The sequence below is a fragment of the Pseudarthrobacter sp. MEB009 genome (assembly GCF_030208875.1).
Classification (GTDB): domain Bacteria; phylum Actinomycetota; class Actinomycetes; order Actinomycetales; family Micrococcaceae; genus Arthrobacter.
In genome coordinates this window covers 138985-163201 of the sequence record NZ_JARVTC010000003.1, presented here as the reverse complement: position 1 = coordinate 163201, position 24217 = coordinate 138985, and the positions used below count along the sequence as shown (strand labels likewise).

Annotated in this window: 14 protein-coding genes; 10 read left to right on the top strand and 4 right to left on the bottom strand. The window is 67.6% G+C overall.

Going from position 1 to position 24217, the window contains the following annotated elements; all coding sequences use genetic code 11:
• Positions 1 to 41 precede the first annotated feature (41 nt).
• Both QRN07_RS01920 and QRN07_RS01915 read left to right on the top strand, forming a co-directional pair.
• On the top strand, positions 42 to 4433 hold the full coding sequence (locus tag QRN07_RS01920) for a type VII secretion EssC family protein (protein ID WP_285240233.1): 4392 nt from the start codon (positions 42 to 44) through the stop codon (positions 4431 to 4433).
• Positions 4434 to 4532: 99 nt separating this feature from the next.
• On the top strand, positions 4533 to 6509 hold the full coding sequence (locus tag QRN07_RS01915) for a serine/threonine-protein kinase (RefSeq protein ID WP_050684537.1): 1977 nt from the start codon (positions 4533 to 4535) through the stop codon (positions 6507 to 6509).
• A 64-nt stretch (positions 6510 to 6573) separates the two neighbouring features.
• On the opposite strand, the gene QRN07_RS01910 is transcribed toward QRN07_RS01915, so the two are convergent.
• Complete coding sequence (locus tag QRN07_RS01910; RefSeq protein WP_285240232.1) at positions 6574 to 9525, bottom strand: exo-alpha-sialidase; 2952 nt, start codon at positions 9523 to 9525, stop codon at positions 6574 to 6576.
• A 142-nt stretch (positions 9526 to 9667) separates the two neighbouring features.
• Here QRN07_RS01910 and QRN07_RS01905 point away from each other — a divergent pair, with 142 nt between their 5' ends.
• The 8 genes from QRN07_RS01905 to QRN07_RS01870 all read left to right on the top strand — a co-directional run bounded on the left by QRN07_RS01905 (position 9668) and on the right by QRN07_RS01870 (position 19776).
• Complete coding sequence (locus QRN07_RS01905; protein ID WP_285240231.1) at positions 9668 to 11362, top strand: sialidase family protein; 1695 nt, start codon at positions 9668 to 9670, stop codon at positions 11360 to 11362.
• A 71-nt stretch (positions 11363 to 11433) separates the two neighbouring features.
• A complete protein-coding gene (locus tag QRN07_RS01900; RefSeq protein WP_050684521.1) occupies positions 11434 to 13074 on the top strand; it encodes an ABC transporter substrate-binding protein in 1641 nt (546 codons plus the stop codon).
• A 20-nt stretch (positions 13075 to 13094) separates the two neighbouring features.
• Positions 13095 to 14051 carry an ABC transporter permease gene (locus tag QRN07_RS01895; protein WP_124091717.1) on the top strand — a complete coding sequence of 319 codons (957 nt, stop codon included), beginning with the start codon at positions 13095 to 13097 and terminating at the stop codon, positions 14049 to 14051.
• Between the two features lie 3 nt (positions 14052 to 14054).
• Entirely contained in the window at positions 14055 to 16226 is a 2172-nt protein-coding gene (locus tag QRN07_RS01890) for a dipeptide/oligopeptide/nickel ABC transporter permease/ATP-binding protein (RefSeq protein WP_285240230.1), read from the top strand.
• Positions 16223 to 17029 carry an ATP-binding cassette domain-containing protein gene (locus QRN07_RS01885; RefSeq protein WP_056598090.1) on the top strand — a complete coding sequence of 269 codons (807 nt, stop codon included), beginning with the start codon at positions 16223 to 16225 and terminating at the stop codon, positions 17027 to 17029. Before QRN07_RS01890 ends, QRN07_RS01885 begins: the two co-directional genes overlap by 4 nt.
• A 38-nt stretch (positions 17030 to 17067) precedes the next feature.
• Entirely contained in the window at positions 17068 to 17982 is a 915-nt protein-coding gene (locus QRN07_RS01880; RefSeq protein WP_285240229.1) for a dihydrodipicolinate synthase family protein, read from the top strand.
• A gap of 142 nt (positions 17983 to 18124) precedes the next feature.
• Entirely contained in the window at positions 18125 to 19069 is a 945-nt protein-coding gene (locus QRN07_RS01875; RefSeq protein ID WP_285240228.1) for an ROK family protein, read from the top strand.
• Between the two features lie 20 nt (positions 19070 to 19089).
• On the top strand, positions 19090 to 19776 hold the full coding sequence (locus tag QRN07_RS01870) for an N-acetylmannosamine-6-phosphate 2-epimerase (RefSeq protein ID WP_285240227.1): 687 nt from the start codon (positions 19090 to 19092) through the stop codon (positions 19774 to 19776).
• Positions 19777 to 19798: 22 nt separating this feature from the next.
• Here QRN07_RS01870 and QRN07_RS01865 read toward each other — a convergent pair whose 3' ends face one another.
• The 3 genes from QRN07_RS01865 to manD form a co-directional block, all read right to left on the bottom strand.
• Positions 19799 to 20530, bottom strand: coding sequence for a FadR/GntR family transcriptional regulator (locus tag QRN07_RS01865; RefSeq protein ID WP_050684514.1), 732 nt, complete (start codon positions 20528 to 20530; stop codon positions 19799 to 19801).
• A 157-nt stretch (positions 20531 to 20687) separates the two neighbouring features.
• Entirely contained in the window at positions 20688 to 22952 is a 2265-nt protein-coding gene (locus tag QRN07_RS01860) for a gluconokinase, GntK/IdnK-type (protein ID WP_285240226.1), read from the bottom strand.
• Positions 22942 to 24171 (bottom strand): D-mannonate dehydratase ManD, encoded by a 1230-nt coding sequence (manD, locus tag QRN07_RS01855; RefSeq protein WP_050684512.1) that lies wholly within the window; start codon positions 24169 to 24171, stop codon positions 22942 to 22944. Before manD ends, QRN07_RS01860 begins: the two co-directional genes overlap by 11 nt.
• Between the last annotated feature and the right edge of the window lie 46 nt (positions 24172 to 24217).

Here is a 24217-nt window from a genome sequence, read left to right as displayed (position 1 = left end):
GGCGCGGACCGCCACCACCTGACTACGGAAGGACCGCCCCGATGCGTGTGCTGATCGACCTGGACGAACGCCGCTTTGAATGCGAGGTGGCCCGCGCCGCAGCGGCCACCACACTGACAGACCTCGTGGCGGCCGCAGGCGGACCCCACCTGGCTCCGGACGAGGCGGTGTACGTCAACGAGGCGGAGGTGCGCGGTTCAACTCCGGTGTCCGAACTGGTCCTCCTCGAAGGCAGCCGCATCTCCCGCAGGCCCTGGCAGGTCCCGCACCGGGTGCCCGGCTGGAGCGTGACGCTGGCCGGCGGGCAGCGCACCGGCGGAGTGGTTGACGTACCCCAGGGCCGCGAGATGCTGATTGGCCGTTCGCCGCAGGCGGACCTGACCCTGCCCACCGAGAGCGCTTCCTGGGACCACTGCCGGCTGCGCCGGGAGGACGACGGGTTGCGGGTGCTCGACGGCGGATCCACCAACGGGACGCTGGTGAACGGGGAGCGTGTGGGCGAAGCCGGCGTCCTGGTCACGGGAACAGCCACCATCACCGCCGGCGGGACGGTACTCCTGTTGCGCCCTGCACTGGAGGAATCACCGGCTCCCGCGCCCGGCAGCCTGCACAACCTCACACCGGCCGCCACGGCACCGTTTAACCGGCCACCCCGCCCCGGCCGCGCGCCCGCCGGAGACCCGCTGGTTCCGCCGAGCCGCAAAGACGTACCGCCCGCCGGCAAGTTCAGTGTCATCACGGTCCTGGCACCGCTGGTGATGGCGGCCGCGATGGTGCTGATCCTGCGGGACATGCGGTTCGCCATGTTCGCGATGCTCAGCCCGGTCATGGCCGTAGGCATGTGGTTCGAGCAAAAACGCCGCTACGCCCGCAACCTTAAGGAGGAGGACGCCCGCTTCGCAGGCGCCCTCGAGGAATTCGAAGAACAGATCCGGCAGGCCGCCGCGGAGGAAACCGCCCGGCGGCACCGGATGATCCCCGATCCGGCCACCGTGGTACGCCGCCCGGCGCTGCCCGCCACGTCCCTGTGGCAGCGCCGGGCGGACGCCGACGACTTCCTGGCCCTGCACGCCGGCACCGGCGACGTTCCCTGGCGGCCTGAACTGGACCGCTCCGCGAGCACCCGCCTCGACAGCGAGGTCAAGGACTCCCTGGCGGCAGCGCGGCTGCAGGCAGCACCGGTACTGGTGGACCTGACCGACGCCGGTGTGGTGGGCATGGTGGGCCCGCGCGAGGGCACTCTGGCTCTGGCCCGTTCCCTGGTGGCCCAGGCGGCCGTGCATGTGGGCCCCGCGGACCTGACCATCGGCGTCTTCTGCGACGCTGGCCGCGCGGACGAGTGGGAATGGGCCTCATGGCTGCCCCACACCCGCCAGACCGGCAGCAGCACCGGCGAACGGTGGATGTCAGCGCACCGGGAGACGGGCGTGGCTATGCTGCGCTCGTTGAAGGACAGCGTGGCGGAACTGCCCACTCCCGCGCTCCTGGTGGTGCTGGACTCAGAAGTCCTCACCGAAGGCAGGGACGCCCCCGCCCGGGCGCTGCTGGGCATGGGCCGCTCTGCCCCGGGCGGCTACGTCAACCCGCAGCAGCGCCCTCCGCGGGTGGCGGGCATTGTCATCGCCACGTCCGAAGAGCAGCTGCCGGCCTCGTGCACCACCATCATCCGGGTGGGTGCGGACGCCGCGGCGACGGTGGAACAGCCGGAGGACCTGACCCGGGTGGAGGATGTCATCCTGGCCGGCCTCGACGAGGAGGAAGCGCTCAGCTGCGCCATGCGCGTGGCGCACTTCGACGACCCCGAACTGAGCGTTCCCGGCGCCTCCCTCCCCCCGCTGGTCCGGCTTCCGGAACTGCTGGACTACGACCGCCCGGATGCTGCCACCATCAGCCGGCTCTGGCAGGCGGCCACCGGAATTTCGACGCCGATCGGCACCGGCGAGAACGGGATCCTCACCCTGGACCTGGTCAAGGACGGCCCGCACGGCCTGGTGGGCGGCACCACCGGATCCGGCAAGTCCGAGTTCCTCCGCTCGCTGGTGGCGGGCCTCGCCGCCCGCAACGATCCCACCCGGCTGAACTTCATCCTGGTCGACTTCAAGGGCGGGGCCGCGTTCAAGGCCTGCGAACGGCTCCCGCACACCATCGGCACCATCTCCAACCTGGATGAGCAGCTCGCCGACCGCGCCCTGCGTGCGCTGGAAGCCGAAATGGAACGCCGCCAGCGGGTGTTCGCCGCAGCCGGAGAGGGCGTCGACAACCTGTCCGCCTACCTCGCCACCAACCCAGCCGAGCCCATGCCCCGGCTCCTGCTGGTGATTGACGAGTTCGCCATGCTCGCCAAGGACTTCCCCGACGTGCTTAAGGCCCTGGTCAGTGTGGGCGCCGTGGGCCGCACCCTGGGCGTGCACATGATCCTTGCCACGCAGCGCCCCGCAGGGGTGGTCAGCGACGACATCCTGGCCAACACCAACCTCCGGGTAGCGCTGCGGGTCCAGAGCCGAGAGGACTCCAACAACGTGATCGGCGTGCCGGCCGCCTCGGCGATCGGCCGCGCCCAGATGGGCCGGGCCTTCGTGAAGCTGGGCCAGGACGACATCACCCCCGTGCAGACGGCCCTGGTGACGGGGCAGGCGCTGGTGGGCGGCGGACCCGCAGTGGACGTGCGGGAAGTGCGCCGGTTCGGCGTTCCCGCCCCGTCGGCAGCGCCGGCCCGCTCCGCCGCCTCTGACGAGAACGACCTGGACCTCCTGATTGATGCCGTGGTGCAGGCCAACACCGAGGCCGGCTACGCGGCGCCGCGCCAGGTGTGGCCGGAAGCGCTGGGCGAACGCGTGGAACTGGCAGGCTTCCTGGCCCGGCCGGATGCCGGCACTTCCGCGGAGCCGGCATCGGGCGGGCCCTCGGCGGGCGGGCCCTCGCCGGACGGGACAGTTGCGGACGGGACAGCGGCGGAAGCGACGGCGGCGCAACCGTTGGCAGCCGCCCTGCCCCAGGTGGGTTCAGTCCAGGGAAACACCGTGCTGGTCACCGTGGTGGATGAACCCGACCTGCAGCGCCAGTCGCCGTCGGGCTGGGACATGTCCGTGGGCAACCTGATGCTGATGGGGGTGGCCGGATCCGGCACCAGCACCACGCTGGCTTCGATCGCCCTGGCCCTGGCCAAGGACACCGATCCCGCCAGCCTTGACCTGATGATCCTGGACATGGGCTCCCGCGAACTTGAGCCGCTGAAGGACCTGCCGCATACGGTGGCCTATGTGGGGACCGGCGCCGGCGCCAAGGAACAGCAGGCCCGCTTCCTCCGGCACCTGGACACCGAGCTGGAAAACCGGCGCGCAAACCCGGACAGGGGCCGGCGCACCGTGGTGCTGCTGGATGGACTGGCCTCGCTTCGGGACGAGTTCCAGGACTTCGAAGGCCAGCAGATGATGGCCCTGTTGTACCGCGCCTACGCCGACGGACCGGCGCTGGGCCTCTCCTTCGCGGTGTCCACCACCCGGGCCAAGGCCGTGCCTTCAGCCATGAACGAGGTGACCCTGCAAAAGTGGCTCTTCCGCCTCGCTGACACGTACGACTACTCTTCACTCGGTGTCCGCGGCAAGGAGATCCCGGCCCCGCTGCCCGGGCGCTGCGTGGACCCCCGCACCGCGCTGCAGATGCACGTGGCCACTCCCGGCATCGGGATGGCGGCGGCCGTTGAGCAGGTGCGGCAGGGCTGGGCGCAGGCACCGGCCAAGGCACCCGCCATCCGGCGCCTGCCCTCCAACGTCACGCTGCAGGAACTGGCCGTGGAACCCCGCCTCGACGCAGAACCCTGGCTGGTGCCGGTGGGACTGCAGGAAGCGGACCTGTCCCCCGCGTTCCTGGAGATCTACGAAGGTGAGCACGCACTGGTGGCCGGCCCCGCACGGTCCGGGAAGTCAACGCTGCTGCTGGCCCTGGCCGGGGCCGTCCGGGGCAAGCCAACGTCCCGCGGCCCCGCGCAGGTCTGGGCCATCTGCGATCGGCGCTCACCCCTGGCCCTCGCCGGCGCCGGCCTGGACCGGGTGGCGGTGGGCGCCGACGAGGTGCCGGCGCTGCTGGCCTCCCTGCGGCTGGAACGCGGAACGGTGTTCCTGCTGATCGACGACGCCGAACGCTTCGACGACGGCGACCAGTCCATCGCCGGGGTGGTGGCCTCCGGGCAGCCGGGCCTGTGCATCATCGCCTCCGGCAGGGCGGCGGACCTCCGCAGCCTGTACAGCCACTGGTCCAAAACAGTGCGCAAGTCACGGCTGGGCGTCCTGTTGCAGCCGGACGTCAATTACGACGGCGAGTTGCTGGGTGCGGTGGTGCCGCGGAAGGCTCCCGTGGCGTTGACTGCCGGGCGCGGCTACCTGAGCGTAGGGGGCCAGATGGCGCTCATCCAGTCCATGAGCGCCGACGGCTGATACGGGCGGCGCCGACGATGCAGCGGCGGCGCCTACGATGGCAGGGTGGCCGGAACGGTGGCCCTGGGGAACCGGATCGACAGCGTTGGGGAGTACGGAATGCAATTCGCACAAACGGGTGAGGCACTGGGGGCCTCCTACCGCTTCGGCGAACGGGTGGGCTCAGGTGCCGTAGGCGAGGTTTGGACCATCACCGCCGCGGACGGCCGCACACTGGCCGCCAAGGTCCTGCGCCCCGAGCATGCAGATGATCCCTCCCTGGTGGAGCGGTTTGTCCGGGAACGGTCTGTGCTGCTGGGCCTGCAGGACCCGCACATCGTGACCGTGCGCGACATGGTGGTGGAGGGCCAGCGGCTGGCCATCGTGATGGACTACGTCCCCGGCGGCTCGCTGCGGGACGCCGTGAAGGCGGCAGGAACGCTTGGCCCCGCCGATGCCCTTAACGTCACCGCCGAGATCTTCGACGCCCTGGCCGCCGCGCATGCACGCGGCGTGACCCACCGCGACATCAAACCGGACAACGTGCTCCTGGCCCGGCCCTGGGCCGAGCGTGAACAGGGCGATGTCCGGGTTTCCGACTTCGGCATCTCCGATGTTGTGGGCGAGCGGATCCGGCAGACCACCGGCCTGATCGGCACACCCCAGTACATGCCGCCGGAGCTCATCAGCCAGGGCAGGTCCGGCCCAGCCGGCGACGTGTATTCCACCGGGGTCCTGCTGTACGAACTCCTGGCTGGCCGCACGCCGTTTGCCGGGCCCGGGACGGATTTCAGCGTGGCCTACCGCCACGTTTCCTCCCGCCCGCCGCGGATTCCGGTGGCCGACGCCGTCTGGGAGGTCCTGGACAGCCTGTTGTCCAAGGACCCGGCCCAGCGGCCCACCGCCAGGGAGGCGGCCTCGACCCTCCGGCGGCTGGCGCCGGGACTTGCCGGCGCCAGCCCGCTGGACCGCACCGGCGCACCCGAGGACTTCGCCGACGTCGAACGTCCCGCCACGGTGGTGCGCGGCGCCTTTACCGACGACGAGCTGGCGGCGTTTGCCGCCGCCCCGGCCGTGGAAGGTGAGGTTCCCGAACTCGGCGAGGCAGGCAGCGCCACAATCGTCCGCTCGATGCCCCGCCGGGACGTCCGGGCCCCCGCTGAGCAGGCACCGGCAGCCGAGGCCGGCACTCCGTTCTGGCGCACCCGAAAGGCGCTGATCCTCGGCGGAAGCGCTGCTGTCCTGCTGGTGGGCATGGTGGTGGGGTTTGTGGTGCTGGCCCCGGCTGCGCAGGAGGCGGCGCCGGCCGTCGCGGGCCAGTCCCTGTCGGCGCAGCTGCAGGACCCGGCGCTGCCAACCGGGCTGACCATCTCACGGTCAGCAGCCTTCGAACCCGCCACCGGAGAGGTCCGCCTGACGGTTTCCTACGCGGCGCAGAAAGCGCCACTTTCCGGCGACTTCCTCGAGGTCATTCCGGGCCTGGCCGGCAGCAGCACCTGCCCGGCCGCCACCTGGGACGGCGGGTCCGTCAGCCGGAACCAGGCCTCGATCACGGGCCTGGACGTCAGCTGCGGCTGGAAGGTCTCGGGACTGGACATTCCCGCCGGCGGCTCCAAGCAGGTGACCGCCAAGGTGCCGGTGGCTCCGGCGGACCAGCAGGCGCTCGATGCGTGGCTCCGCAGCGGCTCCGAGGGGACCCGCGACGCCACCGCGGATCCTGCGGTCAAAGGCACCGCCTATCCCGTCCAGCGGCTGCAGGGCGTGGAGGTCCGCACCCCCGCCCGTGTGGTAACGCCCAGCCCCCTGACCATCACGGTGGTGCCCGTGTGGGCGGGCGGGGCCGACGAACTCAACCCGCTCTACGTCAGCCCCGCGTCGGGCCGCCCGTCCCAGATGCTTGATGCCGTGGCAGCCGGCGAGAAGGGGGTGCGTTTCTCCGACGGCTGCGGCGGCGCCCTGGCAGTGGACAGCTCCGGCCTCACCGTAACGGCCCTGCAGATCACGCCCCAGTGCACTGTGCGCGCAACGGTTGGCAACTTCACCGACCTGCAGTCACAGGCTTTTGGCATCACGTCGCGCGAAAGCTCCGGCAACTGACCCGAAGGCGCCGGAGCGTGGGCCCGTTGCGGGCCACCCCGGGTCAGCACAAGCAGCAGCCGGGTCAGCCCTTCGGCGTCACCTGCAGCCGGTCAAAGGCCACCACGGCGCCGGCCGTATCAAGCACCACCACGTCGTCGCGGCCATTGCCCACGCCCGCGGGCAGGATGAACTCCAGCGTATTGGCCATGGTGGGGAACAGCCAGCCGATCCGGTCTGCCTTCTTGTTCAGGTACACGTAGTACCACTGGCCGTCCTCCAATCCCTGCAGCACCACTTTCTCCCCCGGTGCGTACTTGGACCCGATCTGCAGGTCGATGGGCGACGCAGCGCTTACCAGCTTCAGCGTCCCGGCAGACGGCTCGGAAACCGGTTTAGCCGGTTGACGATTGAGCACCAGCGCTTCTCCGCTCACCGTTAGTGCTGCAGGCTGCAAACCGTTGTCCGCCGTGGCCTCGAAGGACACCGGCGCCAGGGTGCCTGCCGCCACATCGGCGGCCGTCAGGCGGTATTCGCGGGCGGCAGACACGGATTCGCCAACGGCGAGCGCCGCCGTTGTGATCCCCGCGGCATCTGCGGCCAGGCCGGTCAGCGGCACGTTGCCCGCGTTCCCCACCGTGTACGTGTAGGTGACAAGGTCCCCGGCGCTGGCGTAGCGGTCGCCGTCGGAATCTGCCCATGCCGCGGTGACCGTGCCGTCGAGCCTGGCCTCGCGGACCTTCAGATCCACCTCGCCGCCGTCGACCGTGTAGGTTTTGGCCGTCTGCCCTGCGGCAGACACCTCCCAGGTCGTGGCCGGCGTGAAGTAGCCTTGTTCGGCCTCAGCGGCGGTCACCGTGTGGCGCGGCGTGGCGCAGGTGTACGACTGTCCGGCCGGCAGCACGGAGTAGCGGCAGTTACCGGCCCCTTCGGGCAGGAATGGACTGAAGTTACCGCTGGTGGGAACCACTTTGGTCACCAACGGGCTGGTGTTGGACACCGCAAACGAATACGGCACCTGGCTGCCCGCAGCGTATGGCTGGGTTGCCAGGTCGCGCCCGACGTCGGCCCTGGCACCCCTGATATCGGCGCTCACCAGGCCGTCGCGCAGGGCAATCGCGGCGCCCGCGAAGGACACCGTCCGGGTCAGCGACGGGGTGGCACTGGCCGTGACAGTAAAACCCGCCGTGGGGACGAAGTAGCCGCGCTCCACGTCTGCCGCCGTGACCACGTGCCTGGCCGTGGCGCACGTATAGGAGGCCCCGGCTGCCAGGTTGTTGTACCGGCAGTTGGGGGCTGACGGCGGCAGGAACCCCGAGTCGAACGTCCCGGACACCGGCACAGCGTTCGCCGTCACAGTGGAGGTGCTTTTGACCGTCAGGGTGTAGGTGATGGTCTCCCCCACGGCATAGGGATTGGCCTGCACGTCCCTGCCCGGAGCCGTTCCGCTGATGGCCAGCCCCACCTGGGCATTGACGGGAGCCGTGGCCGCAAACGTCGACTGCGATACCCGGCCATCCGCCGTCGTGAACGCAGCGTTGAGGTTCTGCACGCCGCTGGCGCCCGCCGGGGCGGTCAGTGCCACGTTGACGGTGGCCGAAGCTCCGGGCGCGACGGCGGGGACCGGTACGGTGGTTGCCGACCAGCCGTCGGGCGTGTAGACAGTCGCCGTTGCACCGGTCAGCGTGGCCGCCTCTTGATTGGTGACGGTGACTGGCACCTGGGTGGTTGCCCCACCGGCCACGGCAGTGCCCGGGACGGCCAGCGGTGCGCAGGCGTAGTTCAGCCAGGCATCGTTGAAGGACGCGAACTGCATGTTGTCCGTGTAGTTGCCCTCGTAGAGCAGGCCGAATGCGCCGTCCTGCAACCGGCTGATGGTCGAGTAAGCCGAGAATCCTGAACGCACGGTCCGCACGCCCGGCCAGGTTGCACCGTCATCGCAGGACACCCGCACCGAAACGTTTTCGCGGGCTGTCCTGGAATTCGAGTTGGTGAACACGAGCTTTTTGGCGTCCGCGGAACCCTGCGCGGCGTTAGGGAACATCCTCGCGATGGACCCGTTGTTGGCCGGGTCCGGCAGTTCCGTGTCCTGGCTGACCGGCCCGTATGTTGCGCCGCCGTCAGTGGACACCGCCACCTTGCGGTATCCCTGGTTGGCATTGTCGCGGGAGTTCAGCAGGACGCGGCCATCGGAGAGTTCCACGGTCTTGTTTTCGTCCATCCGGTCGCCCACGTTGGCGCCTTTCTGCCACGTGAGGCCGTGGTCGTCCGAGTAGACGCTATAGGCCTGGATTTTGTTGCCGCCATCTGCCTGCCGGATGTCGCCGGCGTATTGCTGGATCAGCCGGCCCTTGTGGGCACCGTACTTGAGCTGGATGCCCTCACCCGAGGACGCGAAGTTGGACCGGACGTCACCCGCCACGGGGCTCGTTTTGCTGGTGCCGGGCTTGGTTACGTTGGTGATGAGCCGCGGCTGGCTCCATGTCACGCCGCCATCAGCGGATTCGATCACGGCTGACGAGATGACATTGCGGTCAGCATCGCTGTTGCCGAACTGGCTCCCGCCGAAGCCCTGGTCCTTTGAATAGACGAAGAAAGCGAAGACCTTGCCTGCCTCGGCATCGAAAATGTAGGAGGGGTCGCTGTAACCGTACTTCGGGCTGCTTGCATCGCTCGGCTGGCCTGCGGCGATGGTCTGCATCGGCCCCCACGTGGCGCCGCCGTCCGTGCTGCGGCGCTGCACAATCGAGTTGGCGTTGGGAGCATCGGCGGCACTGCCCGGCCGGCCGTCCCACGCTGCGAGGACCACGTTGTTGCCAAGGTACGTCAGGGCCGGAATGCGGTAGAAGAAGTTGGCCGCCGTGCGATCGGCGCCGAGGTTCTGTTCCGCGAAGCTGCCCGGTGGGGTGGCTGGGTTGGGCGAAGGGATGGGTGCGGCATTGGCTGGAAGGACGCTGGCGGCCAGCAACGCCAGCCCGGCGGCGCCGGCGCCGAGGGTCCGCGCCGCGCCTCGAAGTTTTGGTCTTTGGTTTTTCATGCCGGGGTCCTCTCGTCTGCGACGGTGAGATCGGGTAGGCGTGTGTTGTAGCTCATAGATACAACGTCCTACAACATACGTTGGAAGTCAGCGCCTGGCTAGCCCTCTACCGCCTCCGCACCCCAGTCCCTAGGATGAAGGTATGACATCCCATCTCCAACCCATCCGTGAGCAGGTACTGGCAACCCGTGGCGTCGGCGGCTACCGGCAGTACCGCATTCCCGCCTTGGCCGTCACAAGGACCGGCACCCTGCTGGCCGCCTACGACGGGCGGCCCAACCTTGACGACCTGCCCAACCCGATCGATCTGCTGCTGCGACGCAGCTCCGACAGCGGACAGACCTGGACCGACCAGCAGGTGGTGCGTTCCGGCGTCGGACTGCAGGGATTCGGCGACCCCAGCCTGCTGGTGGACAGCCACACCGGGCGGATCTTTATGTTCCACGCCGCCGGTACGCACGCAGGCTTCTTCGAAGCGGTGGAAGGACTCGAGCCGGACGATGCAGTCCAGCACGCCGACCTCAGCTTCTCTGACGATGACGGCCGCACCTGGCGGCACCGCAGGATCACCGACCAACTTAAAGTCCCGGGCGTCACCGGCCTTTTCGCCGCCGCCGGTCAAGGCATCCAGATCCACACCGGCCCCTTCACCGGCCGCCTGGTGCAGCAGTTTGTCCTTTTGGTGACCGGCCAGATCATGGCAGCCTCGGCCTACAGCGACGACCATGGCGACTCATGGACCCTGGGGGCGCTTCTGGGACCGGGGCCGCATGGGATCAATCCCAACGAAAACAAAGTGGTGGCTTTGCACGATGGGCGCCTCCTCCTGCACTCCAGGGCCACTCCGGCCCGGCTCGCCGCGCACTCGGACGACGGCGGGGCCTCCTGGAGCGATCTGGCTCCGGTCCCGGACCTCCCGGACCCCAGCGACAACGGTTCCCTGGCACGGTTCGACGGGTTGCCGGCGGTGACCGGGCATGCCAGGCAGGAAACCGATGGCTGGCTGCTGGCCACGAACAACAACGACACCCTGCTCCGGCGGAACACCACCCTCAGCCTCTCCACGGACAACGGCGCCACGTGGCCCCGGAAGCTGGTCCTGTGCCCCGGCAGCTCCGCCTATTCCACCGCCTGCCGGCTGCCGGACGGCAGTGTTGGCGTGCTGTATGAGCGCCAGGGGTACCGCGACATTGTTTTTGCGTCAGTGCCGACAGCAAACCTGCTGGCCGCGCAACCGTCAGCAGAGCCCCCGGAACGCAACGCCAGCCTCGGCTTCGAGATGGAGCTGCGCTCCATCACCCCGGGCAGGCCGGCAGATTGGCAGGACGTTGGCGAGTCGCACGCACTCCCGGCCAACGATGCCGGCTGGGACACCCACACCTGGAAAGAGATCGGCCACGGATATGGCGCCCAGCAGATCCTCGGCAGCAGGGAAGCCCAGGACCTGAATTACGGCCCCATCAGCGCGGGCTACAAAGCGGGTGATATCTTCGCCTTCACCGGGCGGGCCAGCAACAACGGCCCGGCACACGCGGCACTGGTAACACTCCACGGGCCCGGCGCCGACGCCTTCGAACCCACGGACCTCAAGACCGGCCACGAAGCCCGTTTTTTCACCCCCACCTACACCGTCACGGAAGCCGACGTGGCAGCGGGAACGGCCACTGTCACTTATGTGCTGACGGCCACAGTGGGAGCAGGACGTGTCCGGACAGGCAAGGAGTTTGCCTGCAACACCAGCACCGGTGAGATCCTCGAGCGCCTGCTGGACAGTGACAGCCTGCTGCAGGCTCCGCAACCGGGCGCAAACCCGGCGCCCCTTGACGAACCCCTGTGATGGCCCTTACAGTTTTCTTACGAGCTCGGACATCCTACATCCGATAAACCCTTTCACATGGTGAGGCCCTCATGAACACCCTCAAGCACCTGCCGCTGGTCAATGACGCCAGCCGCCGCAATTTCCTCAAGATCTCCGGTGTTATGGGCATCGCAGCAGCCATCACCACCTCCGTTGCAGCCTGCGGCGGTCCCGCGGCCACCACCACCGGCTCCGCCACCAACACGGCAGCCGTCAACAAGGACCTCACCATCGAGGCAGGCATCTCCTACGCCCTGTCCACCGGCTTCGATCCGATCTCCTCCTCCGGCGCCACACCCATGGCGGCCAACCTGCACGTCTTCGAAGGCCTGGTGGAACTCCACCCGGCAACACGCAAGCCGTACAACGCCCTCGCCGCGTCGGACCCCACCATGGTCAACGAGACCACCTACCGGGTCACTCTCCGCGACGGTGCCATGTTCCACAATGGCTCCCCCGTCACCACAGAGGATGTTGTCTTTTCCTTCACCCGCGTGATGGACCCGGCCAACAAGTCCCTGTTCTCCCAGTTCATTCCCTTTATCCAGGAGGTCAAGGCGGTCGACGCCAAGACCGTGGAGTTCACCCTCAAGTACGGCTTCCCGGGCTTCGGTCCCCGCATCTCCGTGGTGAAGATCGTCCCCAAGGCACTCACTAACTTCCCGGTGGGCTCCGACCAGCTGAAGGCTTTCGACGCCGCCCCCGTTGGCACCGGCCCCTACAAGCTGATCTCCGCCGTCAAGGACGACAAGATCATCTTTGAAGCCAACAGCGCCTACAACGGCCCCATGCCGGCACTCGCCAAGGGCATGACCTGGCTCCTGCTCTCCGACGCCGCGGCCCGCGTGACCGCCATGCAGTCAGGCCGCGTGCAGGCCATTGAAGATGTCCCCTACCTGGACGTTGATGGCCTGAAAGCCAAGTCCAGCGTGGAGTCGGTGCAGTCCTTTGGCCTGATGTTCCTGATGTTCAACTGCTCCGCTGCCCCGTTCGACAACAAAAAAGTGCGCCAGGCACTGCACTACGGCCTGGACAAGGACGCCATCATCAAGAAGGCCCTGTTCGGCAACGCCAAGCCGGCATCGTCGTACTTCCAGGAAGGCCACCCGGACTACGTCAAGGCCAAGAACGTCTACGGCTACGACGCCCAGAAGGCGGCCGACCTGCTCAAGGAGGCCGGTGTTACCAGCCTCGAGTTCGAGCTCCTCACCACCGACACCGCCTGGGTCAAGGACGTAGCTCCGCTGATGCTCGAGTCCTGGAACAAGATCCCCGGCGTCAAGGTCACCTTGAAGAACCTCCAGTCCGGTGCGTTGTATTCAGACCGCGTGGCAAAGGGTGACTACACAGTGGTTGCCGCCCCCGGCGATCCATCCGTCTTCGGCAACGACGCTGACCTGCTGCTCAGCTGGTTCTACGCCGGTGACACCTGGATGAAGAACCGCGCCTTCTGGGCCACCACTCCGGAGCGCGCCGCCCTGGTGGACCTGATGTCCAAAGCCGGCCGCGCGTCGTCGTCGGAAGCCAAGGCACTGACCGGCCAGATCGTTGACCTGGTTTCCGAGGAAGTTCCCCTCTACCCGATGTTCCACCGCCAGCTCCCCAGCGCCTGGGATTCCACCAGGCTCAGCGGCTTCGCGCCCCTCCCCACCACCGGAGTTTCCTTCGTTGGTGTGGGCCGCACATCCTGACCTGATCAACGGAGAAGACATTGACCACCATATTGCGACTGCTGGGCAGACGGCTCGCAGCGTTGCCCCTCATGATCCTGGGCATCACGCTGCTGGTGTTCCTGGTCCTGCAGGCAGCACCGGGCGACCAGGCCAGCAGTGCCCTGGGCGAAGGTGCCAGCGAAGAGGCCAAGGAACAGTACCGGGAGTCCAACGGGCTCAACGACCCCTTGCCCCTGCAGTACATCAGTTTCCTGGGCAGGCTCCTGCAGTTCGACCTTGGCGTCACCACTCCCCCGGCCAAACCGGTTGCCGGCATGATCGCCACGGCGTTTCCCCTGACGCTGCAGCTGACCTTCCTAGGCGTCATCATCGCCGTGGTGGTCTCGCTGGTCTTCGGCATCATCGGCGCCCTGTACCGGGATAAGTGGCAGGACCAGGTGGTTCGTGTCTTCTCCATCGCGGCGGTAGCAACACCGTCGTTCTGGCTGGGTATCCTGCTGATCCAGTGGTTCGCCCTGGGCAGCAACCCGCTCTTCCCGTCCGGTGGAATCGCGACGCCCGAATCCGGCTTTGGCGGCTGGCTCAACTCCATGGCCCTGCCGGCCCTGGCACTGGGCATCCCGGTCTCCGCTTCCCTCATCCGGGTGGTCCGCACCTCGATGGTGGAGGAACTGGACCGCGACTACGTCCGGACGGCCGTCGGCAACGGCGTGCCGTACCGCGAAGTGGTCTCCAAGAACGTCCTGCGCAACGCCCTGGTGACTCCGGTGACCGTGCTGGGCCTGCGCGTTGGCTACCTGCTGGGCGGCGCCGTCGTGATCGAAATGATCTTCGCGCTGCCGGGCATGGGTCAGCTGATCCTCAACGGCATCACCAACCTGGACGTCAACCTGGTGCAGGGCGTGGTGCTCACCATTTCCGTCACATTCGTCCTGGTGAACATCGCCGTGGACCTTCTCTACCTGCTCATCAACCCCCGAATCAGGACCGTGTGACCCATGCGCAGCAAACTCGCTGAACGCCTGAGCGCCCCCGGACTCCGCTTCAAGGCCCTGCCCTGGAGCTCCCGCCTGGCCCTCGTCTTCCTTGTGATCATTGCCGCGGCCGCCATCTTCGCCCCCGTTCTTGCGCCGCACGATCCCCTGGAATCCTTCACCCCGGCCACCCCTCCCGGCGGCGAGCACCTCTTCGGCACCGACCGGCTGGGCCGCGACATCTTCTCCCGGCTGCTGTTCGGTTCGCAGTCCTCGCTGCTGATCGGCCTCGGCGCCGTGGCCCTCGCTGTCCTGGTGGGAGCGCTGCTGGGATCCCTGGCAGCCACGTCCAGCAAGACCGTCAATGAGCTGATCATGCGCATCATGGACATCCTGATGGCCTTCCCCGGCATCGCTTTGGCCGCTGTGCTGCTGGCAGCATTCGGCAACTCCGTGCCCACCATCATCCTGGCGATCGCCATCATCTACACACCGCAACTGGCCCGGGTGGTCCGCGCCAACGTGCTCTCGCAGTACGGCGAGGATTACGTCCGTGCCGAGCGGGTCATCGGCGCCGGCCGCTTCTACATCCTGCTCAAGCACATTGTCCGCAACACCGCCGCCCCGGTGCTGGTGTTCGCCACGGTCATGGTGGCTGACGCCATCATCCTCGAAGCGTCGCTGTCCTTCCTCGGCGCCGGCGTCCAGGATCCGGCACCGTCCTGGGGCAACGTGATCTCCTATGGCCGCAATCTGGTGCTCTCGGGCGGCTGGTGGGCCACTACCTTCGCCGGCCTCACCATCCTGCTCACGGTGCTGGCCCTGAACATCCTCGCCGAAGGCCTCACGGATGCCATGGTCAACCCCAAGCTGCGGCGCGCACCGGCGGTCAAGGACGACGACGGCGCTGCCGCCCTCACCGCCGTCGACGCCGTGGTGGGCACCTCAGTTGCCCAGGGCTCCGTCGTGGAGCAACACGAACTTGACGCGGTGCAGGCCGCGCCGCGGCACAGCCTGTCCGACGACGGCATGGGAGCAGGTGCCGGCGTGCCGGATCACGGCGCCGCCGTGATCTCGGCGAACCCGAACGCCCGGCTGGACGAAGAACTCCTGCGCCTGGCCGCAGTGGAAGCCACCCGGACCGACCGGCTGCCCCAGGTTCCGGCCGATGCGCGCACAGTGCTCGAGGTGACCAACCTGTCCATCAAATTCCCGGGCCGGTTCGGCGCCACGGCCATCGTGGACAATGTCTCCTTCACCGTGAAGGAAGGCGAAACCATGGCGCTGGTGGGCGAATCCGGTTGCGGAAAGTCCATCACCTCCCTGGCCATCATGGGGTTGTTGGCCAAAACGGCGGAGATCACCGGCTCCATCACCTTCGACGGCAAGGAACTGCTGGATCCCGCCCGCAAGCACAGCAGCATCAAGGCTTACCAGGGCCTTCGCGGGGAGCAGATCGCCATGGTCTACCAGGACGCGTTGAGCTCGCTGAACCCGTCCATGAAGATCAAGGACCAGATGACCCAGTTGACCCGGCGGGGCGGTCGGAAGACGCCCACCGAGCTGCTGGAAATGGTCAAGCTGGACCCGGTCCGGACGCTGGCAAGCTACCCGCATGAGCTGTCCGGCGGGCAACGCCAGCGCGTCCTGATCGCCATGGCACTGTCCCGTTCGCCCAGGATCGTGGTGGCCGATGAGCCCACCACCGCCCTGGACGTCACCGTGCAGAAACAGGTGGTTGACCTGCTCAACGACCTCCGCGAAGAGCTTGGCTTCGCCATGGTGTTCGTCAGCCACGACCTGGCCCTGGTGGCTTCGCTGGCACACCGGGTCACCGTTATGTACGCGGGCCAGGTGGTGGAATCTGCGCAGACCTCCGCGCTGCTGCAGGATCCCCGCCACGAGTACACCCGCGGCCTCCTGGGCGCTGTCCTCTCCATCGAGGCGGACGCCACCCGGCTGCACCAGATCCCCGGCACGGTCCCCTCCCCGCAGGACTTCGCCCCCGGCGACCGTTTCGCGCCCCGGTCCCTGCGGGCCGACGCCGATCCCAACCAACGCCTGGTCCTCACCCCGGTGTCCGCCGGTTCAAGGGTTCCTGCCGGTTCCCCGGCTGCTGCCGAACCTGCCACCTCCACCGGGGCTTCGGATGCAGAACACTTCTGGGCCAGCCACCTCAAGGAGGACGCGAAATGAACGCCGCCACCGGCACCCCCGTCATTGAACTCAAGAACGTCAAGGTCCATCACCGAGCCCGCTCCGGATCGCTGTTCAAGCCCACCATCGTCAAAGCGGTGGATGGCGTGGATTTCAGCATCAGCCGTGGTGAAACCGTCGGCATCGTGGGCGAATCCGGTTGCGGCAAGTCCACCCTGGCCGCCGTGCTGGTGGGCCTGCAGCCGCCCACATCCGGTGAGGTACTGTTCCACGGCAAGCCCGCCATCAAGCGGAACGCCGCCATGCGCAAGGAATTTGGCCGCTCCGTTTCGGTGGTCTTCCAGGACCCGGCAACGGCCTTGAATCCCCGGATGACCATTGCGGATATCCTGACGGACCCGCTCCAGATCCACGGGATCGGCACCGCAGCGTCCCGCGCTGCCAAGGTGGACGAACTGCTGGCGCTGGTTGGCCTGCCGGCCTCGGCAGCCGGGGTCACGCCGTCGCAGGTTTCGGGCGGCCAGCGCCAGCGCGTGGCAATCGCCCGGGCACTGGCCCTGGACCCGGACATCATTGTGGCGGACGAGCCCACCTCCGCGCTGGATGTTTCGGTGCGGGCCCAGGTGCTGAACCTCCTCTCCGACCTGAAGACCCGGCTGAACCTGGGCCTGGTGTTCATCTCGCACGATATCCAGACCGTCCGCTATGTCTCGGACCGCATCTGCGTTATGTACTTCGGCAACATCGTTGAACAGGGCCCCGCCGCGCAGGTCTTCGACACCCCCAGCAACGACTACACCCGCAAGCTGCTGGGCGCCGCTCCCAGCCTGCTGCACACCTGAATTTTCCCGCTTCGCTTTTCAACCATTGGAGTTACCCCATGCCCCAGTTTTCCGGCGTCATCCCGCCCGTCGTCACTCCCCGCCACACCGATGGCAGCATCGACACAGATTCCCTGAAGAACGTCACCAAGCATCTGCTCGACGGCGGCGTCTCCGGTCTGTTTGTCCTCGGCTCCTCCGCTGAGGTGCCCTACATGACGGATGCCGAGCGCGCCCTGGTGGTCAGCACCATCGCCGAGGCCAATGCCGGCGCCGTGCCGCTGATTGTGGGCGCCAACGAACAAACCACCAACCGTGTGATCGACGAGGCCAGGAAGGTCATCGACCTGGGCGCTGACGCGATCGTTGTCACCTCCATGTACTACGCCATTGGCAACGCCGCCGAGACCGAGACGCACTTCCGGGCCGTCCACGCCGCCGTCGACAAGCCCATCTTCGCCTACGACGTTCCCGTCCGGACGCACTTCAAGCTCCCCGTTGACCTGCTGGCACGGCTGGGCCGCGACGGCGTCATCACCGGCGTCAAGGACTCCTCCGGCGACGATGTTGGCTTCCGCCAGCTGCTGCTGGCCACCAAGGACAACCCCGGGCTGAGCATCTTCACCGGCCACGAGGTGGTGGTGGACGGCGCCCTCCTGGGCGGGGCGCACGGCGTGGTCCCGGGCCTCGGCAACGTTGACCCGGCCGGCTACCGCCGCCTGTTCGATGCTTCCCAGGCCGGCGACTGGGCCGGCGCACGCCGCGAGCAGGACCGCCTGGCTGACGTCTTCGAAATCGTCTTCACCCCCAACGGCCGGGTCTCCGGGGGCGCTGCGGGACTGGGTGCGTTCAAGACCGCGCTGCAGATCATGGGCGTCATCGAGTCCAACACCATGAGCGTGCCCATGCCGGCACTGAACGACTCCGAGACCGCCGCCATCAAGCTGATCCTGGCGCGTAACGGCCTGGTCTAGGTTCTACTGGGGTGTTGGGCACCCATCTTTTGCCGGTTGCTGCGCTCGTTCCTCGCGCTTTTGACGCAACCTACGCAAAAGATGGGCGTCCAACGCCGCCTCCCGTAGTCCGGCTCCCCCGCGATCCCCTGTGAGGAAGAAATTGATGTACGCGATCGGTGTTGACCTGGGTGGCACCAAGACTGCTGCCGGGGTTGTTTCCGGAGCCGGGAAGGTCCTGTTTTCGGAGACCATTCCTACGCTGAACCGCGGCGGCGGCGCGGCGATCCTGGATGCTACTGCTGCGCTGGTTTCGGGGCTCATTTCCCGGGCCGCTGCTGCCGGGATCACCGTCGACCGCGTCGGGGCTGGTTCTGCCGGGGTGATCGATGCATCGCGCGGGGTGGTGGTTTCGGCTACCGACGCGATCCTCGGCTGGGCCGGGACGGACCTGACTGCCGGGCTGGCCTCGCGGCTGGGGTTGCCGCCGTCGTCCGTGCGGGCCGTAAACGACGTCCACGCCCATGCGCTCGGCGAGGCCTGGACCGGCTCCGCCGCCGGAACGGCGAGTTCGCTCCTGGTGGCGTTCGGAACGGGCGTCGGCGGCAGCTTTGTCCTGGCCGGCACTCCCGTCCTGGGCCATCGCCACGTGGGCGGGCACGTGGGCCACGTCGCCTCGCCCTATGCCTACCACAACGGTGCCGCGCTCCCCTGCGTCTGCGGCCACACGGGCCACGTCGAGGCCATCTCCTCCGGACCGGCCATCCTCGAATCCTTCCGCCGCTTCGGCGGCCCACCCCAGGTCCGGGACACCCGGGCCGTCTTTTCCTTGGCGCACGACGGCGACGCTGCCGCCATCAAGGCGATCGGCATCGGCGCGGGTGCGGCGGGCCAGGCCGTGGGCGGCCTGGCCAACATCCTGGACCCTGCCGTGGTGGTGGTTTCCGGTGGACTGGCCGATGCCGGCGACCTCTGGTGGCGCCCCATGGAACGCGCGCTGAGGGCCGAACTCCTGGCCCCGCTGGCGGACGTGCCGGTGCTGCGGGCAGCCCTGGGCAACACAGCCGCCATTGTGGGCGCAGGAAAACTCGTTCTGAAACCATGCTGAAACTACTCGCAGGAGAACCCATGATCCTCACTCCCGAAGGCCTTGAGGCCCTCCGCTCCCAATTGATCGTTTCCTGCCAGGCGTACCCCGGCGAGCCCATGCGGGATCCACGCACCACCGGCCAGGTCGCCGCGTCGGCGGTGATCGGCGGGGCTGCGGCGATCCGCGTCCAGGGCCTGGCTGACATTGAGTTCACCAGGACCGCCGTCGACGTTCCCGTCATTGGGCTCTGGAAGGACGGCCACGACGGCGTATTCATCACCCCTACCCTGCGGCACGCCCTGGCCGTGGCGAACGCCGGCGCCCACGTGGTGGCCATCGACGGCACGCGCCGGGCCCGCCCGGACGGCCTGAGTTTCGCAGCCACCGTCGCCGGGATCCACGCCGGGTCGCTCGCCCTGGTCATGGCCGACTGCGGCTCCCTCGATGATGCGCTGGCCGCCGCCGATGCCGGCGCGGACCTGATCGGCACCACCCTGTCCGGCTATTCCGGGGAGCGGCCAAAAACTGCCGGCCCGGACCTGGAACTCCTGAGCCTGATTGCTGCCGCCGGGCTCGCCGCACCCTTGATCGCCGAGGGCCGGATCCACACTCCGGCGCAGGCCAGGCAAGCCCTGAATGCCGGTGCGTTTGCGGTTGTGGTGGGGACTGCCATCACGCATCCGGCCAGCATCACCGGCTGGTTCAAAGGCGCCCTGGACGCCTGACCTGCCTCGCGGCAGGGGCGGCCTACTCCCCCGCAACGTCCTTGAGCTTGAGCCTGATGCCGTCGAAGTGCCTTTGCAGGCGTTCGGCGGCCAGGGCCTTGTCCCGGTTGGCCACGGCGTCGTAGATGTCCCAGTGGTCCTGGGCCTGCTGCTCCAGGTTGACGGTTCCGGTGCCGAGCGCCAGGTGGATCTGGCGGTACACCTGCCAGAACACGTCGACCAGGCTGGTCAGCAGCTCGTTGTTGAGGGGCGCGTACAGGCGGCGGTGGAATTCGGCGTCGTGCTCCACCAGCATTTCGCCGCGGCTGGCAGCTTCCTGCATGCCCTGCATCACGGCCTTAAGCTCTGCGAGGTGTTCCTCGGTCAGCACATCGATGGCCGAGCCGATCAGGCCGGATTCCAGGGCCTGGCGCACGTCCACCAGCTCCATGGCCTCTTCGCCCTTGTGGCGCAGCGAGAGGCGGCCACGGAAGGTCAGTCCAGCCACCAACGCCGTGAAGTTGTTCGGAGCCACAAACATGCCGAAGCCGTGCCGGATCTCGATGACGCCCAGGGCCTGGAGCACCTTGAGGGACTCCCGGACCGTGTTCCGGCCAACGCCGAGTTCCGTTGACAACTCGCTCTCGGTGGGCAGTGCATCGCCCACGTCCAGTCCGCGCTCTAGGATAAGATCCATGATCCGTGTCTGCAGGGCCTGGGAGCGGAGCTGGGCACTGAATCGGGCTGGCGAAACTCCTGCAGGCGCTGTGGTCACGATATCTCCTTAGGCAGCCGTCGGGTGGCGGCCTTTTCTCTTCTCCTAGTATACAGGAGATGGGACGTCCCCTGTCTGCTTTGGCCAAAGAAAAACGCCATTCCCGCCGGAATTTCTCCGGCTGGAATGGCGCCGTTTCTTGTGGGTAAAGCCCAGGCTAGAGCCTGGTGTCGAAGGACCCGCAAAACACGTTCTCGTTGAACGTGCCGGTGAATTCCGACTTGCCCTGGATCTTCTGCACCGCGGCACGGATCGCCTCGCGACTGCCGGCGTGGGCATGGATGGCAGTCCGGACCATGGGCACGTCAATCAGGTGGTTGGGCTGGTTGAGGGACACAAACACCGTGGGAACCTCGGTGCTGTACCACGGGATCTCTGCGGCCATGGGGCTGGACCACTTGATCCGGATGGCGGCCTCCTGTGCGAAGCCCTTCACGTTGGCAAACACAAAGGCGGCGTCGTATCTGGCGGGATAGTCGTCCGTGGCTTCCTCGGCCAGCACAGACATGAAGTTCACGTCTTCCTCGCCCGCGGCCTCCCGCTGCTCCGCGGTCCGGAACAGGTGCACCTCGAATCCGGCGGCTTCGAGCTCCTCGCGGACGGTATCGAGGTAGGCCAGCGGATCGGCGCGGGTGAAGTCCGCACCGCCGGAAACGCCGTACAGGCGGATCCGCTTATGCGTCGCGGGTGTGATGGGCAGGTTGCCGGCGGTGTCCTTGACCAGGGTGACCGTTTTGTCCGCGATGTCCGCGGCAATGGCGCGGTGCGCCTCGCCGCCGATCACTTCGAGAGCGGCTGCCGGCGGCACCAGGTCCGTCGCGTTCCTGCGGTGCAGGCCGAGGCTGGCCTTCAGGCCGAGGATCCGGCGCAGGGCATCGTGCAGCCGTTGCTCGGTGAGGACCCCCGACTTGTACCCCTCCAGCATGTAGCCGAAATCCTCTGCCGGGTTGCGGAAGAAGAGGAACATGTCGCAGCCTGCGGCGATGGTGGCGGGGACCAGGTCGCTGCGCTTCATGGCCTGCGTAAGTCCCACCATCAACGATGCGTCGGTCAGGATGAGCCCGTTGAAGCCCAGTTCGCCGCGGAGCAGGTCCTGCAGCAGTTCCGGTGCCAGCGTGGCCGGCAGGATGTCGCGGTCCCCGATTCCCGGCCGGAAATGCCGTGACAGTTCCGGCGCCCCGATGTGCCCGGCCATGATGGACTGCACGCCGTGCCCAATCAGCTCCCGGTAGACGTGCCCGTAGGTCCGGTTCCAGTCCCCGTAGCCCAGGGTGTTGTATGACGTGACCACGTGCTGGTCCCGTTCGTCCATGCCGTCGCCCGGGAAGTGCTTCATGGCGCAGACGGTGGGCGATTCGCTGATGCCGTCGAAGTACTCCTTGGCCCGCTCCACCACGACCTCCGGCGTATTGCCGAAGGACCGGGTGGAGACCACGGTGTTCCGCCAGTTGTAGTGGATGTCCACGATGGGTGCGAAAGCCCAGTTGCACCCCAGGGCCGCCGTTTCCACGCCTGCCACCTGGCCCATCCGCCGGGCAATCCCTTTGTCCGGATGGGAGCCGGCCTGCAGGTGCGTGCTCACGAAGGTTCCGTCGTCGCAGCTGCCGGCGCCACCCATTTCCGGGTTTGAGGCCACCAGCAGCGGAATCCGCGACCGCGACTGGGCATACCGGATGTGTTCCTGGACGGCTGCCGAGGGGCCCGGCCGGTAGCGCATGCCGCCCACGTGGTACGTGTCCAGGACCTCGTCCAGGTACCGGGGGGCGTAGCTGTTGTTGTGGTTGATGAACAGCTGGCCGATCTTCTCCTCCAGCGTCATCGCGGAGAGGGTGCCCTCCACCCAGGCGATGGCCTCGGCGTCGAGCGTGAACGGCGCCGCGGTGAGGTCCACGTCGAACTGCCGTCGTCCGGCACCGGCCGGCCCCAGGGCGGCCAGCGCCCGGTCCACCTGTTGGTCCACCGGCAAGGCGATGTCCACCACCACACCCGCCTCATCCGGCTGCAGCTCCTCGAGCGTGTCCAGCTGGGAGTCCAGCAGCGACAGGGGCATAAAGTGTCCCGGCCGGGCCGCCATCCGGCCGGCCAGGAGGTCCCGGCCGCCGTGCAGGTGGACAAACACCACGGACGCGTCGCCGCTGCGGATCAGGTCGCGGTAGCGGCGTTTGAGCGCGCTGCACGCAATCACCAGGCCCGCGTCCGACGCCGAGAAGCGGCTGCCGATTTCAGCCAGCCACGGTGCGCGGTCGGCGTCGTCCAATGGAGTTCCGGCAGCCATCTTGTCGATGTTGGACTGCGGATGCAGCGAATCGCCGTCGACGAAGATTGCGCCAAGGCGTTCGGCGAGGGCTGCGCCCACAGTGCTTTTGCCGCAGCTGGTCACGCCCATCACCACAATGTGGGCCGGGGCTTGTTTACCAGTCATGGACGGTACCGTCCACCAGGCGGTTGTACGGCAGGTAGGCCTGCTGGTACGGGAACGCGGCGGCGGCCTCCTCGTTGAATTCGACGCCGATGCCTGGCTCGTTGCCCGGGTGCAGGTAGCCGTCCTTGAATGTCATGGACTGCTGGAAGACCTCGTTGGTCTTGTCCGAGTGCTGCATGTATTCCTGGATCCCGTAGTTATGGATGGCCAGGCCCACGTGCAGCTGCGCGGCGAAGCCCACCGGGGAAATGTCCGTAGGGCCGTGGAAGCCGGACTTGATCTGGTACTGCGCGGCGAAGTCCATCACCTTCTTCAGCGGGGAAATGCCGCCGAAGTGGGTGGAGGCGGCCCGGACGTAGTCGATCAGCTGTTCCTTGATGATGGTCTGGTAGTCGTACACGGTGTTGAAGATTTCGCCGATTGCCAGCGGCGTGGTGGTGTGCTGGCGGACCAGGCGGAGCGCTTCCTGGTTCTCCGCCGGGGTGCAGTCCTCAAGCCAGAAGAGGTCGTAAGGCTCCAGGGCCTTGCCCAGCTTGGCGGCCTGGATGGGTGTCATCCGGTGGTGCCCGTCGTGGAGCAGCGGCAGTTCCGGGCCGAACTCGTTGCGCACGGCTTCGAACACGGTGGGCAGGTGGCGCAGGTACGCGCGGGTGTCCCAGTCTTCCTCCACAGGGAACGCGCCCCGGCCGGCGGGCTCGTAGTCGTAGCGTTCACCCGAGGCCTGGGCCTGGGCGGCTACCCCGTAGACAGCCTTGATGCCGGGGACCGCGGTCTGGATCCGCACCGATTTGTAGCCCAGTTCCAGGTGCTCGCGGACCGAATCAAACAGCGAAGGGATGTCCGCGCCGGAGGCGTGGCCGTAGGCGCGCAGCCCGTTCCGCGAGGCGCCGCCCAACAGCTGGTACACGGGCATGCCGGCCAGTTTGCCCTTGATGTCCCACAGGGCCATGTCCACTGCGGCGATCGCGGCCATCGTCACCGGCCCGCGCCGCCAATACGAGGACCGGTAAAGGAACTGCCAGGTGTCCTCAATCCGGTGCGGGTCCTTTCCGATCAGCAGTTGCGCCACATGCTCCTTGAGGTACGCGGCCACCGCGAGTTCGCGGCCGTTGAGGGTGGCGTCGCCGATGCCGGTGACTCCGTCCTCGGTGGTGATGCGCAGGGTCACGAAGTTGCGCGAGGGGCTTGTCACGAAGACTTCGGCGGCAATGATTTTCACAGCTGGTCCTTTCAGGCGGACGGGGCAGTTGGGGGTGGTTCGGGAG

Excerpts from the sequence above, each read along its gene's own strand:
- QRN07_RS01920 (WP_285240233.1), top strand. The coding sequence starts at position 42 with ATGCGTGTGCTGATCGACCTGGACGAACGCCGCTTTGAATGCGAGGTG.
- QRN07_RS01915 (WP_050684537.1), top strand. The coding sequence starts at position 4,533 with ATGCAATTCGCACAAACGGGTGAGGCACTGGGGGCCTCCTACCGCTTC.
- QRN07_RS01910 (WP_285240232.1), bottom strand. The coding sequence starts at position 9,525 with ATGAAAAACCAAAGACCAAAACTTCGAGGCGCGGCGCGGACCCTCGGC.
- QRN07_RS01905 (WP_285240231.1), top strand. The coding sequence starts at position 9,668 with ATGACATCCCATCTCCAACCCATCCGTGAGCAGGTACTGGCAACCCGT.
- QRN07_RS01900 (WP_050684521.1), top strand. The coding sequence starts at position 11,434 with ATGAACACCCTCAAGCACCTGCCGCTGGTCAATGACGCCAGCCGCCGC.
- QRN07_RS01890 (WP_285240230.1), top strand. The coding sequence starts at position 14,055 with ATGCGCAGCAAACTCGCTGAACGCCTGAGCGCCCCCGGACTCCGCTTC.
- QRN07_RS01885 (WP_056598090.1), top strand. The coding sequence starts at position 16,223 with ATGAACGCCGCCACCGGCACCCCCGTCATTGAACTCAAGAACGTCAAG.
- QRN07_RS01880 (WP_285240229.1), top strand. The coding sequence starts at position 17,068 with ATGCCCCAGTTTTCCGGCGTCATCCCGCCCGTCGTCACTCCCCGCCAC.
- QRN07_RS01870 (WP_285240227.1), top strand. The coding sequence starts at position 19,090 with ATGATCCTCACTCCCGAAGGCCTTGAGGCCCTCCGCTCCCAATTGATC.
- QRN07_RS01860 (WP_285240226.1), bottom strand. The coding sequence starts at position 22,952 with ATGACTGGTAAACAAGCCCCGGCCCACATTGTGGTGATGGGCGTGACC.